Raw genomic sequence first — 14,850 nt, forward strand, 5'->3', positions numbered from 1 at the left:
GTCGCGCGATCCTTTCCGAGCGAGGGTAGCGAGGATCAGTCGTCCGTGACCTCGACGACGTCGAGCACTTCTTCGGCCAATCGAGTGGAAGCGTCCCGCATCCGCTCGTCCAGCCGCGCGAAGACCTGCTCCGCCCGGATCGCGGGCCAGTCCTCGGGCAGATGCTCCGCCGGAAGATGCGGATCCTGGCGTACGGCCTGGAGCCAATCGGTGTGCAGCAGCAGGCGGCGGGCGAGGTCGTCCGGAGCCGCCGGAAGCGGCTTCGGCGTGTCCCAGCGGTCCAGGAAAGTGTGATATCGCGCGGAAATCGCGTCGATGTCGAAGGCTTTGCGGACCAGGTCGGCCGATTCCGTCGGTTTGGCCTCCTGCGCGGTGAACACGGTGACGTGGTCGAGCAGGCCGAGCGGCCCGGCGATCGCGGTGACGTCCCTCGTGCCCGGCGCGATCCACAAACCGTTCTGCAGCAGGCCGAAACCCGCCCAGACGAGCTGACTGCGCAGATCATGCCGGTCGCTGCGCCTGCTGTCGGGCAGCGAATAGCCGACGAGAGTCCACGTGCCGTCCCAATCGCGGTTGACCGCGCCGGTGTCGCGGATCCTCCGCCGTCCGTCTTCCAGCACCTCGGTCGCGCGGGCCGTCAGTCCGAAGTAGACCCGGCGGCCATGACGCCGCCGGAGCAGCAGGTCGCGGCCGACCATCCGGGTCAGCGTCGAGCGAACCGCCTCTTCGGAGACACCGACGCGGGCGAATACGTCGATCACGCTTCCGGAGTAGACGGCGGTTTCGTGGCCGAGCACGTGCATGCCCAGGAACGTGAGCATGAGGGATTGCGGCCGATGGGCCTGGCCGGGCGCGGTGTCGTCTTCGGTCACGGAGAGCAGCTTAGCCGACGATGTTGGGCAGATTATTGACGACGGTTTCGATTATGCCTACTTTGAGACGTGCACTGGACGACGAGAGGACGGCTCCATGGACTTGTCGGGCAAGGTCGCGGTGGTCACCGGCAGCGGCCGCGGACTGGGACGGGCCTACGCGGAAGCGCTCGCCGCCTCCGGTGCCGCGGTCGTGGTCAACGACGTGGACGAGGCCGCCGCCGTCGAAACCGTCGACGCGATCGGCAAAGCGGGCGGACGCGCCGTTCCGGTCGTCGCGCCGGTCGGGGACGCCGAGGTCGCCGGACGGCTGGTGGACACCGCCGTCGAGCAGTTCGGCCGGCTCGACACGATGGTCACCAACGCCGGGATCCTGCGGGACCGGGTGCTGTGGAAGATGTCCGACGACGATTTCGACGACGTCGTCCGCGTCCACCTCCGCGGCACGTTCACCTGCGCGCGGGCCGCCGCGGTGCGCATGCGGGAGCAGGGGGATGGCGGCAGGCTGATCCTGGTCTCTTCGCCGGCGGGGCAGCGAGGCAACTTCGGGCAGACCAACTACGCCGCCGCGAAGGCCGGAATCGCCGCGATGGCACGCACTTGGGCGGCGGAACTGGCGAAGGCCGAGATCCTGGTCAACGCCGTCGTCCCGGTCGCTGCCACCGAGATGACCCGCACCATCCCGACTTTCGCGCCGGTGATCGAAGAGGCCGAGCGCACCGGAAAACCCTTCCCGCCCTGGCTCCGCCGTGACGAAGGACTGGGAACGGTCGAGGACGCCGCCTCACTCGTCGTCTTCCTGGCTTCGGACGAAGCGAAAGGCATCACCGGTCAGGCGATCGGCATCGGCGGCGACCGGCTCGCGCTCTGGGCGCACCCGCACGAGAAAGCCGTCGCGTTCGCCGAGGGTGGCTGGACCGCCGACGGGATCGCGGCCTCCTGGCACGCGGGGGTCGGCGCCGCGCCGGAGAGCTTCGGCATCCCCGCGCCGAAGGGGCCGTGACATGCCCGTCAACCTCGACGAGGTCGTCGCCATCGACGTCCACACGCACGCGGAGATCTCCAAGGACGGCCACGGCTCGTTGAGCCCGGCACTGTTCGGGGCCTCGGAAAAGTACTTCAAGGCACAGGGGCACCGGCAGCCTTCGATCGCGGAGATGGCGGCGTACTACCGGGAACGAAAGATGGCCGCGGTCGTGTTCACCGTCGACGCCGAGTACGCCACCGGCCATCCGCGGATCGCCAACGAGGAGGTCGCCGAGAGCTGCGCCGAACACGGCGACGTGCTCATCCCGTTCGCGAGCGTCGATCCGTGGAAGGGCAGGGCGGGGGTCCGCGAGGCACGGAGACTGGTCGGCGAATACGGCGTCCGCGGGTTCAAGTTCCATCCGAGCATCCAAGGTTTCGCGCCGAACGACCCGATGGCGTACCCGCTTTACGAGGCCATCGAGGAACTCGGCGTTCCCGCGCTCTTCCACACCGGACAGACCGGGATCGGCGCCGGCGTCCCCGGCGGGGGCGGGATCCGGCTCAAGTACTCGAATCCCATGCTGGTCGACGACGTCGCCGTCGACTTCCCGGAACTCCGGATCATCCTCGCGCATCCGTCGTTCCCTTGGCAGGACGAGGCCTTGGCCGTCGCGACACACAAACCGTATGTCCACATAGACCTCTCAGGCTGGTCACCGAAGTACTTCCCGCCGCAACTCGTCCGGTACGCCAACACCCTGCTGAAGGACAAGGTGTTGTTCGGCTCCGACTATCCGGTGATCACCCCGGACCGCTGGCTCGCCGACTTCGCCGAGCTGGAGATCAAACCCGAAGTCCGCCCGAAGATCCTCAAGGACAACGCGGCGAAGCTGCTCGGTCTCGTCAAAACCGACTAGGAGAAGCATGACCCACGCGAACGGCATCGAAGAGATCAAGGCACTCGCGGGCGCGGACCTCGGGCACGGCGACTGGCTGGAGATCACCCAGGACCGCATCGGACGGTTCGCCGACGCCACCGACGATCACCAGTGGATCCACGTCGATCCGGAGCGCGCGGCCGACGGCCCGTTCGGCGGCACCATCGCGCACGGATACCTGACCCTTTCCCTGCTGATCCCGCTTTTCGGCGATCTGCTGCGGATCACCGGTGTGCGGATGAGCGTCAACTACGGGCTGGAGAAGGTGCGCTTCCCCGCCCCGGTCCCGGCGGGCGGCAAGATCCGCCTCGCCGGGAAGGTCGCCGAGGTGACCGACATCGCCGGGGGAGTGCAGATGGTCCTCGACTTCACGGTCGAACTCGACGGTTCCGCCAAACCCGCGTGCGTCGCGCGGGCCGTATACCGGCACTACGCCTGACGACAAGGGGAAAGCCATGCGATCCCACAGCAACGTGCAGCTCCGCCGAGCGGTCGCTTCGAGTTACCTCGGCAGTCTCATCGAGTACTACGACTTCCTGCTCTATGCCACGGCTTCCGCGGTCGTGTTCACGAAGGTCTTCTTCTCCGACCTCGATCCCGCGCTCGCGACCGTCGCCAGCTTCGGGACCTTCGCCACCGGCTATCTCGCGCGGCCGCTCGGCGGTGTGCTCTTCGGCCACTTCGGCGACAAGCTCGGCCGCAAACGGATGCTCGTGCTGACGATGACGCTGATGGGTGTCTCCAGCTTCCTCATCGGGCTGCTGCCCACCTACGCCGACGTCGGCGCGGCCGCGCCGATCGGGCTGATCGTGTTGCGGGTACTGCAAGGCATCTCGGTCGGCGGGGAATGGGGTGGCGCGGTCCTGATGTCGGCCGAGCACGCCACCTCCCGCCGCGGCCTGTGGGCCAGCTTCGCGAACGCGGGCGCGCCGAGCGGGATGGTCGTGTCCACGGTCGCGATGACGGGGACGGTGGCGATCACCGGCGAGGCGGCGTTCCTCGACTGGGGCTGGCGGGTGCCGTTCCTGCTCAGCGTCGTGCTGCTCGGAATCGGATTGTTCGTCCGGTCCCGGGTCGAGGAAACCCCGGCGTTCCTCGCCGCCAAGACCGCGGCACCGCGGCGGCGATTCCCGTTGATCGCGGTCCTGCGCGATCAGCCGAAGACGCTGTTGCTGGGGGTCGGCGTCGGCCTGGCCGCATTCGTCGTGCAGGGGACGCTGACGACGTTCGTGCTCGCGTACGGCGTCCAAGCGGGACACGGACGCCAAACCGTGCTGAACGCGCTCACCGTCTCGTCCGTCTGCGCGGTGGTGGGGATCATCGGCTGGTCGGCGGTGTCGGATCGGTTCGGCAGACGGCCGATCGTGCTGATCGGCGCGATCGTCACGGCGGTGTACGGGTTCCTGCTGTTCCCGCTCGTCGACAGCGGCAGCGGCGCGCTGCTGCTCGTGGCGCTCGTGATCGGGCAAGGCGTGCTGCATCCGATGATGTACGGGCCGCTGGCGGCGCTCTACACCGAACTGTTCGCCACCGAGAACCGGTACACCGGCGCGTCGCTGGGCTACCAGCTCGCCGGTCTCGGCGCCGGCTTCGCGCCGGTGCTGTTCGCCGAGTTCCAGCGTGCGTCGGGCGGCCCGTCGACCACGGCGGTGTCCTTGACGATCGCGGCGTTCTGCCTGCTCTCGGCGGGCTGTGTCCTCGCGCTGAAGGAGACGAACCGGCGAGACCTGATCGAGGCCCGCCCCGTCCGCTCCACCGCCGAGGCCGCAGATGCGGGATGAAGGAATCGGCGGCTGGCCCGCCCGTCGCGCGCGGATCTCCCCACAGCGGACCGCGCTGCTCTTCGAAGACGAGCCGACGACGTACGCCCAGCTGGCCAGACGCGTCGCGAAGCTGGCGTCCCGGCTCGCGGCGGCAAGTGTACGCCAGGGTGATCGCGTGGCCTACCTCGGCCCGAATCATCCGGCGTTCGTCGAGACCCTGTTCGCGGCCACTTCGCTCGGCGCGATTTTCGTCCCGCTCAACTTCCGGCTGACCACGCCGGAGATCGACCACATCCTCACCGACTCCGGCGCCACAGTGCTGATCTACGCGCCGCGGACGGCAAAGGTCGTCGAGGGGCTGGACAGCGTCACCGCGCAGCTGGTCACGTTGGAAGGCTACGAAACCTGGCTCGCCGAGGGCGAGGAAATTCCGGCCGAGGTGACGGTGAAGCCCGACGACGTCGCGCTGATCCTGTACACGTCCGGAACCACGGGACGGCCGAAGGGCGCGACACTCACGCACGCCAACCTGCTCTGGAACACCTTCAACCTGCTGATCGGGGTGGACGTCGGCGGTGACGAGGTCACCCTCGTCACCGCGCCGCTCTTCCATGTCGCCGCGCTGGCGCAGACGCTGTTGCCGACCTTGATCAAGGGCGGCTGCGCCCTGCTCACGGAATCCTGGGACGTCGATCGCTGTTTCGACCTGATCGAACGGCACCGGGTGACCTGGATGTTCGGGGTGACGACGATGTACGCCGCGCTGTCGGCGTCCCCGCGCTGGCCGTCGGCCGACCTGTCGTCGGTGCGGAGCTTGATCTGCGGTGGCGCCGCCGTCCCGGAGGAGCTAGTACGGACATACCAGCGGCGCGGGCTCGTGTTCTGCCAGGGCTACGGGCTGACCGAAACTGCGCCGGGCGTGACGTTCCTGGAGGCACGCGAGAGCGAAGGCAGGGCCGGCTCCGCGGGCGTGCCCGTGTTCTTCGCCGACGTCCGGCTCGACCCGCCGGGCGCGGGCCCGGGGGAGATCCTGGTGAAAGGGCCGAACGTGACCCCCGGCTACTGGCGGAACCCGAGGGCGACCGCGGCCGTGTTCAACGAGGACGGCTGGTTCCGCACCGGTGACGTGGCCACCGTCGACGAGGACGGGCACTACCGGATCGTCGACCGCCTGAAGGACATGTTCATCTCCGGCGGGGAAAACGTGTACCCGGCCGAAGTGGAGAACGTCCTGTACGAACATCCCGCGGTGACCGAGACCGCGGTCATCGGCGTCCCGGACGGAAAATGGGGTGAGGTCGGCTGTGCCTTCGTCGTCCGCTCAGGTGACGTCGACGGCGACGAGCTGCGCGAGTTCCTGCTCGGACGGCTGGCGAAGTACAAGGTGCCGGCTCGGTTCGAGTTCGTCGAGCAGCTGCCCAGGACCGCGTCCGGCAAGGTGCGCAAGGCGGAGCTACGGGCTGGCTCCTGATCTTGTCGGTCTGTCCGCCTAGACTGTGGCCGCCGGGTTTTCTGGGGGCAGCTGTGGTTGGGGTTCAGGATGGGTGTGCCGAGCGACGAGTTCCACCGAATGCTGGAGAAGCTCGCCGATGTCGAGCGTTCCGACGCGAGGGACTGGGAGTCGTACAGCGTGCGCGGAAAGCGCTTCGGTTACTACTGGCCGCGCACCCAGACCGTCGGCTTGAAGCAGACCCTGACGGAACAAGAGGCCCTCGTGGCCGAGCGGCCGGACGTGTTCGAGGTGCAGTTCACGGCGGGAGGATTCGGCTGGGTGGTCGTCCACCTCGACGGTCTCGAGGCCGATGAGCTGAACGAACTCGTCTACGAGGCCTGGCGGCTGTCCGCTCCCGAAGAGCTGATCGAGCAGGTTCCGCCGCCCTGTTGAGGGTTACGAGCGTGTTGACGTGGGTCACTGTCCCGGCTGGAACATTCGGCCCGTGTCTGCGTTGTACAGGGTGTCGATACGGATGGTGCCCCCGGGCCTCACCCTTCGCCTTCATGGAATACCGGTTCGGCCGGAGCCATGTCGTGCCTTTCGCCGAGAGGCGGCCCACCGTATCGACCCTAAGCTCCCGCCTCCGCTCGCAGGTGACCCCCAGGCCTTCGCTGAGCGGGGGCGGGCCTTTTTTGTCCGTCCGGGGCCGTGGTGCACGTCCCGAACGCGGATGTGGATCATTGAAGGATGAACTCACGTCGTTGGAACCCTGAAGAAGTCGCGTCGCCCGCCGGGCGGTACAGCCACCTGGCCACTGCCCCGCCGGAGTGCGAGCTCGTCTTCCTGTCGGGACAGCTCGGCGTGCTCCCGGACGGCAGCCTGGCAGGCTCGGACGCGGAAGCACAGGGGCGGCAGATCTTCGCCAACATCGAGGCACTGCTGACCGCCGCCGGTGGTGAACCCCGGCACTTGGTGAAACTGCTGACGCTCGTCGGTGGCACCGAGCACCTGGCGGGCTACCGTTCCGCTCAGGCGGAGGCCTTCGGGCGATGGTTCCCGGAGGGGGATTTCCCGGCGCAGTCGCTGGCCGTGGTTGCGGCGCTGGCGGCGCCGGAGTACGCCGTCGAAGTGGAAGCCGTGGCGGCGATTCCGCGCGTGTGACGGTGTTGTCTGTTCCCTTTATCCGGTAAGGGTTCGGGCGATGTAGGTCACTTGGTCGCGTGGGGGTTCTGGGGAACGTTTGGTGGATGTGTGCGTTGTAATGGGTGTCGGTACGGATGGTGCCCCCGGGCCTCACCTTTTGCCTTCATGGAATACCGGTTCGGCCGGAGCCATGTCGTGCCTTTCGCCGAGAGGCGGCCCTCCGTACCGGCCTTGAACTCCCGCTTCTGCTCGCAGGTAACCCCCAGACCTTCGCTGAGCGGAAGCGGGATCTTTTGTTTTCCAAAGTGAGAGACGCTGTGGCATGGGCGAGGGACCCGCCCTCCTCGGGGCGTGCAGGAGTTTGGCGGTGAAGGGCAGGCGGCCTCGCCGTCGGCTGGGCAGTGCGGCGAGCGGCGCGGTGGTCGTGAGTGGCGATTCGGTTTAGAACCCGAATCGCCACTCACGACCACGCGCACCGGAAGCACCCGCATTTAACCGGCTGATCGCGGCAAGTCGCCGAGGCGCGACCCTTACCCCTCACGAAGCACTCCATCGGTCAACAGCACCCGTCGATTCACCTTGATCTCCTTCAGAAAGCGCTCATCGTGGCTCACGACCACGAAAGCCCCCTGATAGGCGCCCAGCGCGCTCTCCAGTTGCCCGACACTGACCAGGTCGAGATTGTTCGTCGGCTCGTCCAGCAGGAGCAACTGTGGTGCGGGCTCGGCGAACAGCACGCACGCCAGAGTGGCCCGAAGCCGTTCGCCGCCGGAGAGCGCGCCGACGGGAAGCTGGCTGCGCGCGCCCCGGAACAGGAATCGGGCGAGCAGTGTCATGCGCTGCGATTCGGGCAGGCCGGGGGCGAACGCCGCGAAGTTCTCGGCGATGGTCCGGTCCAGGTCGAGCAAATCCAGTCGTTGGGAGAGGTACGCGATCCGGCCCTCGGACCGTTTGATCACCCCGTCCGACGGTTCGAGGTCGCCGTTGAGTACTCGCAGGAGCGTCGACTTCCCGCTGCCGTTGCCGCCGGTCAGCGCGATCCGCTCAGGGCCGCGGATCGTCAGGTCGACACCGCCGCCCGCGAAGACGTTCCGGTCGCCGTAGCGGACCTGGATGCCTTCGCCGTGGAACATCGTGCGTCCCGCCGGGACGGTGGTGCCCGGCAGGATCAGCGCGATCTTCTGGTCGTCGCGGAGGGAGCGCTCCGCCTCATCGAGGCGGTTCTTGGCTTCGCTGACCCGAGCGGCGTGTGTCTCGTTCGCCTTGCCCGCGGATTCCTGGGCGTTGCGCTTCATGGTTCCGGCGAAGATCTTCGGCAGACCGGCGTTGCCGAGGTTGCGGGCCGCGTTGCCGGCTCGTCGGGCCGCGCGTTCGCGGGCCTGTTGCATCTCCCGTTTTTCGCGTTTGACCTCCTGCTCGGCGCTGCGGACATTGCGCTCGGCGACCTCCTGCTCGGCCTTCACCGCCGCTTCGTACTGGGTGAAGTTCCCGCCGTGATAGCGCAGGTCGCCGTGGTCGAGTTCGGCGATCCGGTCCATCCGGTCGAGCAGTTCACGGTCGTGGCTCACCAGCATCAGGCAACCGGACCAGTCTTCGAGTACGCCGTAGAGCTTGTGGCGGGCGTCGAGGTCGAGGTTGTTGGTCGGTTCGTCCAGCAGCAGGATGTCGGGCCGCTTCAGCAACTGAGCCGCCAGCCCGAGGGAGACGATCTGCCCACCGCTCAACGTGCGCAGGCTGCGGTCCAGCGTGATGCCGTCGAGACCGAGCCGGTCGAGCTGGGCACGCGTGCGTTCCTCGATATCCCAGTCGTTGCCGATGGTGGTGAAGTGCTCCTCGCTCGCGTCACCCGACTCGATGGCGTTCAGTGCCGCGAGCTGCGGGGCGATGCCCAGCACCTCGGACACGGTCAGTTCGGCGGTGAGCGGCAACGATTGCGGCAGGTAGCCAAGTACGCCTTGGGTGGACACGGTTCCGGTGAGGGGCCGCAGCTCGCCGGCGATCAGTTTGAGAAGCGTGCTCTTGCCGGCCCCGTTGGGCGCGACGAGCCCGGTGCGGCCCCCGGGAACGGTGAAGGACAGGTCGTCGAAGACCGGCGTGTCGTCAGGCCAGGCGAAGGACAAGGCGGACACGACGACGAAGGCGTCTGACATGGAGAAAGACCTCACGGAGAAAGCGGGCGCCTCAAGGGAGCACCGCGGTGGACGTGGCGTTGAGGGGACGACGAAATGGCCACTTCGGCGTTACCGCCGGTGGCCTGCCAACTCCGGCTCACCCGGAGATGTCGTCTTCACCTGCCACGTCTGGTCTCCTGTTCGTTGCTCAGGTCCGCCTCCACGATAACAAACCTGACCCACGCGCGCCTGGGGTGCCAGCGGGCTGATCCGCGTACGGCGAATAGCCGAGTGTGCTGTCGCAAGGAATCCTCAGTGCGAATTTGGATTCGTATCCGGGAAATGGGCACGCTTTCGGAAGCGGTACTCGGAATCGCCGGTGATGTGGGCGCTCGTTCAGGCCGTCGCCGAGGCCAACGCGACCACGGTTCCGGACACGTTGTCCCTGGCGGCGAAGTGCGTCTACACCCTCACGAACCCGTGGATGCCACCTGGAACGCCGGACTGCCCGCCATCGCCGGGAAGCTCACCATCAATCACCGGAAACCCGGCCGGCCGTGGCGGGCGACGCCGGTGTCGCCGGGCCAGGCGGGTATGCCGGTTACAGGGGGAGCGGTGCCGGCCTCAGCGTTTTCCACGACACTCTCACGCTCGGCGGCGGGAAGGTCGGCGACAACGCCGCGGGCGAGCCGGGGTCGGGCTCCTTCCCGCAGCCCGCCTCCGGTGGTGGCATCTACACGCTCGACGCGCAGGTCACGTTGACCGACGAGGCGGCAGTGAGCGGTAACCGGCCCGACAACTGCTATTCCGTGGCCGACGTACCAGGCTGCGTCAATCCCTTCCGCGCCGCCGGCATTCCGGACCGCCGCGAGGCCGACGATCGCACGGTCGCCGAACAGGCCGCGATCGCGGCTCACGGGACCAAATGAATTGAGATTGCCGTGAAGGGTCGTTTCCGGACCCACTACCGGAAACGACCCTTCGCGACCCCCAGTCGGTGGCTCAGCTCAGGCCGTTGAGGCTGATCGCCCGGGCATACCAGAGCGCGCTCTGCTTCGGCGTCCGCTGCTGCGTCTCGTAGTCGACATGCACGAGCCCGAACCGCTTGGCGTACCCCTCGGCCCACTCGAAGTTGTCGAGCAGCGACCAGTAGAAGTAGCCTCGCAGGTCGACGCCCGCTTCGATGGCCTCGTAGGCGGCGCGCAGATGCGAGTCGAGGAAGGCGATCCGGTCGGTGTCCGCGACGTCCCCGCCGATGAGGGCGTCCGGATAGGACGCGCCGTTTTCGGTGATGTACAACGGGATCTGCGGGTAATCGCGGTGCACCTGCAGCAGGCATTCGGTGAGCCGCGAAGGCTGGACCTCCCAGCCGGAGTCGGTGCGCGGCGCCGCTTCGTCGGGGACGAAGTGGACGTCGGGGACACCGAGCCAGTCGGGGCCGGCCGGCTCGCTGCCGGGCCGGGGCGTGCCCGCGACCTGGTAGCCGCGGTAGTAGTTGATGCCCAGCCAATCGATCGGGGCGGCGATGGCCGCGAGATCCCCCTCCCGCACGAGCGCTTCGATGCCGAGCGGGGCGAGATCGGCGAGCATGTCCTCGGGGTAGCCGCCGTTCAGCACCGGGTCGAGGAAGAGCCGGTTCTGCAGGCCGTCGATCCGGCGCGCGGCCTCGACGTCCACTGTGGACGAAGGATCGGCGGCGGAGACCGGGTACAGGTTCAGCGTGATCCCCGAGGACGCCGCCGGGGCGTGCGCTCGCAGGACGTCCATCGCGAGCCCGTGTCCCAGCAGGAGATGGTGTGTGGCGGCGACCGCCGCGTCGGGTTCCTTTCGCCCGGGAGCGTGGATCCCGCCCGCGTAGCCGAGCATCGCGGCGCACCACGGCTCGTTCAAGGTCGACCAGTTCGCGACCCGGTCGCCCAGTCGCGCCACGATCGTTTCGGCGTACTCGGCGAAGCGGAACGCGGTCTCGCGTGAGGTCCAGCCGCCCTCGTCCTCCAGCGCCTGGGGGAGATCCCAGTGATAGAGCGTCGCCCAAGGCTGGATCCCGGCTTCGAGGAGCCTGTCGACGAGCCGGTCGTAGAAGGCGAGCCCCTGCGGGTTCGGTGCGCCGCCGTCGGGGCGGATCCGCGGCCACGACAGGGAGAACCGGTACGCGCCGAGGCCGAGCCGCCGCATGAGGTCGACGTCCTCGGCGTAGCGCCGGTAGTGGTCGGCGCCCGGTTCGCCGGTGTCGCCGCCGACGACGGCGCCGGGACGGCGGGCGAAGACGTCCCAGATCGAGTCGGTCCGGCCGTCGGCGGCGGTGGCGCCTTCGACCTGGAAGGCGGCGGTGGCGGCGCCCCACACGAATCCGGGCGGGAACAGCAGCGCGGTCTTCGCCCGAACACTGTCGGGTTGAGTGGACATGGTCACCCTTTCACGGCACCTTGCATGATCCCGGCCACGATCTGGCGGCCGAGGAGGAGGAAGACGATGAGGATCGGGATGGTGGCCAGGGTGGTCCCGGCCAGCACCAGTGAGTAGTCGACGTAATAGCCGCTCTGCAGCTTCTCCAGTGCCAGCTGGACGGTGGGATTGCCGGCGTCCAGCACGACGAGTGGCCAGAGGAAGTCGTTCCACGAGGTCATGAACGTGAACATCGCCAGGATCGCCGCGGCCGGGCGGACCGCGGGCAGGCAGACGTTCCAGAAGATGCGGATCATGCTGCATCCGTCGACCCGCGCCGCCTCGATCAGTTCGTACGGCACCGCGTCCAAGGTGTACTGACGCATCCAGAACACGCCGAACGCGGTCACCAGGTTGGGCACGATCACCGACTGCAGGCCGCCGGCCCAGCCGAACTCCGACATCGCCATGAACAAGGGGATGATGCCGAGCTGGGTCGGGACGGCGAGGGTGATGACGATGAACACGAACAACCCGTTCCGGCCCCGGAACCGCAGTTTGGCGAACGCGAACCCGGCGAGCGAGGAGAACAGCACCGTGGTCAGGGTGACCGTGCCGGAGACGATCAGGCTGTTCCCGAGCGCCTTCCAGAACGGCACCGTGTCGAACACCCTGGCCGCGTTGGCGAAGAAGTTGCCGCCCGGCAGGAACGGCGGCACCCGTTCGGTGAGCATCCCGCTGTCCCGGCTGGCGACCAGGAACGACCAATAGAACGGGAAGAGCGAGCCCAGCACGAAGATGGCGAGCACGATGTAGGTCGACCGGCGTGGTTTGCCCAGTGCTGAAACACTTCGCTTGAGCCCGCCGGTAATGGGTCCACTGTGGAGGAGGGTCATTTCTTCTTCACCGCCGGGGTCCGGGCGAGCCTGCCGGTGAGGAAGAAGTTCACCAGCGCGATCAGCACGATGATCACGAACAGCACCCACGCGATGGCCGAGGCGTAGCCGAGTTCGTAGTTCTCGAAGGCCGTTTGGTACAGGTACAGCGTCACCGTCTGGAACTGGTTGGACGAACCGCCGTTGTTCGACCCCGGCATGGCGTCGAACAGTTTGGGCTCGGTGAAGATCTGCAGTCCGCCGATCGTCGAGGTGATCGTGACGAAGATGAGCGTCGGCTTCAGCAGCGGCAGGGTGATGCTGAAGAAGCGGCGTGCCGCGCCCGCGCCGTCGATGAGGGCGGCCTCGTGCAGTTCCTTCGGGACGGCCTGCATGGCCGCCAGCACGATCAGCGCGTTGTATCCGGTCCAGCGCCAGTTCACCATGATCGCGATCGCGGCGTGGCTGCTGAACCGGTCCGCCTGCCAGTCGACCGGATCGAGGCCGATGGTCTGCAACAGGCCGTTGACCAGGCCGTACTTCGGTCCGAACAGGTTCGCGAAGATGATCCCGAGAGCCACCAGGCTGGCGGCGTAGGGGAGCAGGATGCCGACGCGCCAGCCGGTCGCCCCGCGCAGTCTGCTGCTGAGCAACGCCGCCAGTGCCACGGCGATGATCAGCTGGGGAACGCTGGAGAGCAGAAAGATGCTGACGGTGTTCTCGAGCGCGTTCCAGAACTGCGTGTCGGCGAACAGCTCCTTGAAGTTGTCCAGCCCGATGAAGTCCGGGTTGTCGTCGCCCGCCTCCCAGCTGAACAGCGACACGTACGCCGTGTAGAGCAACGGGAACAACCCGACGATCCCGAACACGATGAAGAACGGGGCGATGTAGAGGTAGGGCGAGACCTTGACGTCCCACCTGCTCAGCCGGTGCCGGAGGGTGGGCCGGGGCGACTTGCGCTCCCCGGCCTTCCTCCCTTCCGGCGCGATCTTGTCGACGACGGTCATCAGTCAGCGCGTGATCTTCTTCGCGGCGTCGAGCAGTTGCGTCCAGCCCTCGTCCGCCGACTTGCCCTGTTCGACGGCCTGCAGTGCCGGGCTCGAAGCGTTCTCCTGGATCTGGCCGTCACCCGGGCCCTTGTACTGCGGCTTGGTGACCTTCTTCGCCTGCTCGGCGAACAGCTGACCGACCTTGGTGTCACCGAAGTAGGCGTCGGTCTCGCTCAGCAGTGCCGGGTCCTCCAGCGCCTTGACCTGGCTGGGGAAGGTGCCCTTGGCCTTGAACGCCTTGAGCTGCTGTTCGGGTGCGGTCAGCCACGAGGCGAGTTCGGCCGCCTCCTTCGGGTGCTTCGACTGCGTCGGCACGGTCAGGTACGAACCGCCCCAGTTCCCGCCACCGCCGGGGAAGGCCGCGGTGACCGCCCACTTGCCGGCGTTTTCGGGGCCGGAGTGCTCCTTGATGACGCCGAGCATCCACGCCGGGCAGGCCTTCGTGGCGAAAGCACCCTGCTTGAAGCCGGAGTTCCACTCGTTGCTGAACGCGGTCAGCTTGGCGGACTGTCCTTTCGCGACAGCGGCGGTCACCTTGGTCCAGGCGTCCTTGATGCCCTGGTTCCCCTCGACCGCCAGCTTGTCGTCATTCCCGATGTAGCCGGTGGGCAGCTGGTTGACCATGGCGTTGAAGTTCTGCGCGGCCGAGTCGAACCACGCCTTGCCGCCGGTCTTGGAGACGTACTGGTCGCCCGCGGCGAAGTAGCTGTCCCAGGTCGCGAACAGCGGTTTGACCGCCTCGGGATCGGTCGGCAGGCCCGCCGCCTCGAACATGTCCTTGCGGTAGCACATCGCGAGCGGCCCGATGTCCGTGCCGTAGCCGATGACCTTGCCGTCCTTGGTCTTGGCCGCTTCGTACTTCCAGGGGAGCCAGCGGTCGGGGGCGGCTTCCGCCGGGCCGATCTTGGGCAGGTCGTTGAACTTCGCCCCCTTGTCGAGGACGTTCGAGAGGTGGCCCTCCTCGACCGCGGTGACGTCGGCGAGACCGGAACCCGCCGCCAGCTTCGTGATGAGGTCCTGGTGGTACGGCCCGCCCTGGCCGGTCTTGCGGTGGGTGACCTTGATGTTCGGGTGGAGCCGTTCGTACTCGGGAATCAGGTCCTCGTAGCCGAACTCGGTGAACGTCGCCAGCGTCAGCTCGACCTTGGCGTTCGGATCGGACGCGGCGGGTGTCCCGCCGTCGTCACTCCCGCACGCCGTTACGCCGAACGCCGTCATCGTGATACCCAGTGCCAGCACCAGGCCGTTCCGGATGGTTCTCACGTGTCAAACCCCTTGCCGATGGGTGGGAACGCCCGTCGCGTGACCCA

The 14,850-nt window shown here is 67.6% G+C and carries 14 protein-coding genes; 8 read left to right on the forward strand and 6 right to left on the reverse strand.

Annotation, left to right across the window (positions count from 1 at the left end; translation table 11 throughout):
* Positions 1 to 35: 35 nt before the first annotated feature.
* Positions 36 to 872 carry a PaaX family transcriptional regulator gene (locus tag ACZ54P_RS30685; protein WP_465465073.1) on the reverse strand — a complete coding sequence of 279 codons (837 nt, stop codon included), beginning with the start codon at positions 870 to 872 and terminating at the stop codon, positions 36 to 38.
* A gap of 97 nt (positions 873 to 969) precedes the next feature.
* Between ACZ54P_RS30685 and ACZ54P_RS30690 the strand changes: the two genes are divergently transcribed.
* The 7 genes from ACZ54P_RS30690 (at position 970) to ACZ54P_RS30720 (ending at position 7,138) form a co-directional block, all read left to right on the forward strand.
* Entirely contained in the window at positions 970 to 1,875 is a 906-nt protein-coding gene (locus tag ACZ54P_RS30690; protein ID WP_465465074.1) for an SDR family NAD(P)-dependent oxidoreductase, read from the forward strand.
* A 1-nt stretch (position 1,876) separates the two neighbouring features.
* Positions 1,877 to 2,758, forward strand: coding sequence for an amidohydrolase family protein (locus ACZ54P_RS30695; protein ID WP_465465075.1), 882 nt, complete (start codon positions 1,877 to 1,879; stop codon positions 2,756 to 2,758).
* Positions 2,759 to 2,765: 7 nt separating this feature from the next.
* Entirely contained in the window at positions 2,766 to 3,218 is a 453-nt protein-coding gene (locus ACZ54P_RS30700; RefSeq protein WP_465465076.1) for a MaoC family dehydratase, read from the forward strand.
* 16 nt (positions 3,219 to 3,234) lie between these two features.
* Positions 3,235 to 4,560, forward strand: coding sequence for an MFS transporter (locus ACZ54P_RS30705; RefSeq protein WP_465465077.1), 1,326 nt, complete (start codon positions 3,235 to 3,237; stop codon positions 4,558 to 4,560).
* Positions 4,550 to 6,013, forward strand: a complete 1,464-nt coding sequence (menE, locus tag ACZ54P_RS30710; protein ID WP_465465078.1) for an o-succinylbenzoate--CoA ligase — start codon at positions 4,550 to 4,552, stop codon at positions 6,011 to 6,013. The genes ACZ54P_RS30705 and menE overlap by 11 nt, the downstream gene beginning before the upstream one ends.
* A gap of 69 nt (positions 6,014 to 6,082) precedes the next feature.
* The gene (locus tag ACZ54P_RS30715; protein ID WP_465465079.1) at positions 6,083 to 6,427 is read left to right on the forward strand and encodes an MmcQ/YjbR family DNA-binding protein; all 345 of its coding nucleotides are present in this window, start codon (positions 6,083 to 6,085) and stop codon (positions 6,425 to 6,427) included.
* A gap of 297 nt (positions 6,428 to 6,724) precedes the next feature.
* Positions 6,725 to 7,138 carry a RidA family protein gene (locus tag ACZ54P_RS30720; protein WP_465465080.1) on the forward strand — a complete coding sequence of 138 codons (414 nt, stop codon included), beginning with the start codon at positions 6,725 to 6,727 and terminating at the stop codon, positions 7,136 to 7,138.
* 512 nt (positions 7,139 to 7,650) lie between these two features.
* Here ACZ54P_RS30720 and abc-f read toward each other — a convergent pair.
* Positions 7,651 to 9,270, reverse strand: coding sequence for a ribosomal protection-like ABC-F family protein (abc-f, locus tag ACZ54P_RS30725; RefSeq protein ID WP_465465081.1), 1,620 nt, complete (start codon positions 9,268 to 9,270; stop codon positions 7,651 to 7,653).
* Between the two features lie 518 nt (positions 9,271 to 9,788).
* On the opposite strand from abc-f, the gene ACZ54P_RS30730 reads away from it, so the two are divergent.
* On the forward strand, positions 9,789 to 10,160 hold the full coding sequence (locus ACZ54P_RS30730; protein ID WP_465465082.1) for a hypothetical protein: 372 nt from the start codon (positions 9,789 to 9,791) through the stop codon (positions 10,158 to 10,160).
* A gap of 73 nt (positions 10,161 to 10,233) precedes the next feature.
* Here the strand turns inward: ACZ54P_RS30730 and ACZ54P_RS30735 are convergent, their stop codons facing one another.
* The 4 genes from ACZ54P_RS30735 to ACZ54P_RS30750 are packed head-to-tail and all read right to left on the reverse strand — an operon-like array spanning position 10,234 to position 14,803.
* Positions 10,234 to 11,637, reverse strand: coding sequence for a GH1 family beta-glucosidase (locus tag ACZ54P_RS30735; protein WP_465465083.1), 1,404 nt, complete (start codon positions 11,635 to 11,637; stop codon positions 10,234 to 10,236).
* A 2-nt stretch (positions 11,638 to 11,639) separates the two neighbouring features.
* Positions 11,640 to 12,512, reverse strand: a complete 873-nt coding sequence (locus ACZ54P_RS30740; RefSeq protein ID WP_465465084.1) for a carbohydrate ABC transporter permease — start codon at positions 12,510 to 12,512, stop codon at positions 11,640 to 11,642.
* Positions 12,509 to 13,498 (reverse strand): carbohydrate ABC transporter permease, encoded by a 990-nt coding sequence (locus ACZ54P_RS30745; RefSeq protein WP_465465085.1) that lies wholly within the window; start codon positions 13,496 to 13,498, stop codon positions 12,509 to 12,511. Before ACZ54P_RS30745 ends, ACZ54P_RS30740 begins: the two co-directional genes overlap by 4 nt.
* Positions 13,499 to 13,501: 3 nt before the next feature.
* Positions 13,502 to 14,803, reverse strand: coding sequence for an ABC transporter substrate-binding protein (locus ACZ54P_RS30750; protein ID WP_465465086.1), 1,302 nt, complete (start codon positions 14,801 to 14,803; stop codon positions 13,502 to 13,504).
* Between the last annotated feature and the right edge of the window lie 47 nt (positions 14,804 to 14,850).

The organism is Amycolatopsis sp. NPDC034160 (assembly GCF_055575355.1).

What these genes read in the sequence shown, in the direction of transcription:
- ACZ54P_RS30690 (WP_465465074.1), top strand. Translation starts at nt 970, where the DNA reads ATGGACTTGTCGGGCAAGGTCGCGGTGGTCACCGGCAGCGGCCGCGGA.
- ACZ54P_RS30695 (WP_465465075.1), top strand. Translation starts at nt 1,877, where the DNA reads ATGCCCGTCAACCTCGACGAGGTCGTCGCCATCGACGTCCACACGCAC.
- ACZ54P_RS30700 (WP_465465076.1), top strand. Translation starts at nt 2,766, where the DNA reads ATGACCCACGCGAACGGCATCGAAGAGATCAAGGCACTCGCGGGCGCG.
- ACZ54P_RS30705 (WP_465465077.1), top strand. Translation starts at nt 3,235, where the DNA reads ATGCGATCCCACAGCAACGTGCAGCTCCGCCGAGCGGTCGCTTCGAGT.
- menE (WP_465465078.1), top strand. Translation starts at nt 4,550, where the DNA reads ATGCGGGATGAAGGAATCGGCGGCTGGCCCGCCCGTCGCGCGCGGATC.
- ACZ54P_RS30715 (WP_465465079.1), top strand. Translation starts at nt 6,083, where the DNA reads ATGGGTGTGCCGAGCGACGAGTTCCACCGAATGCTGGAGAAGCTCGCC.
- ACZ54P_RS30720 (WP_465465080.1), top strand. Translation starts at nt 6,725, where the DNA reads ATGAACTCACGTCGTTGGAACCCTGAAGAAGTCGCGTCGCCCGCCGGG.
- abc-f (WP_465465081.1), bottom strand. Translation starts at nt 9,270, where the DNA reads ATGTCAGACGCCTTCGTCGTCGTGTCCGCCTTGTCCTTCGCCTGGCCT.
- ACZ54P_RS30735 (WP_465465083.1), bottom strand. Translation starts at nt 11,637, where the DNA reads ATGTCCACTCAACCCGACAGTGTTCGGGCGAAGACCGCGCTGCTGTTC.
- ACZ54P_RS30740 (WP_465465084.1), bottom strand. Translation starts at nt 12,512, where the DNA reads ATGACCCTCCTCCACAGTGGACCCATTACCGGCGGGCTCAAGCGAAGT.
- ACZ54P_RS30745 (WP_465465085.1), bottom strand. Translation starts at nt 13,498, where the DNA reads ATGACCGTCGTCGACAAGATCGCGCCGGAAGGGAGGAAGGCCGGGGAG.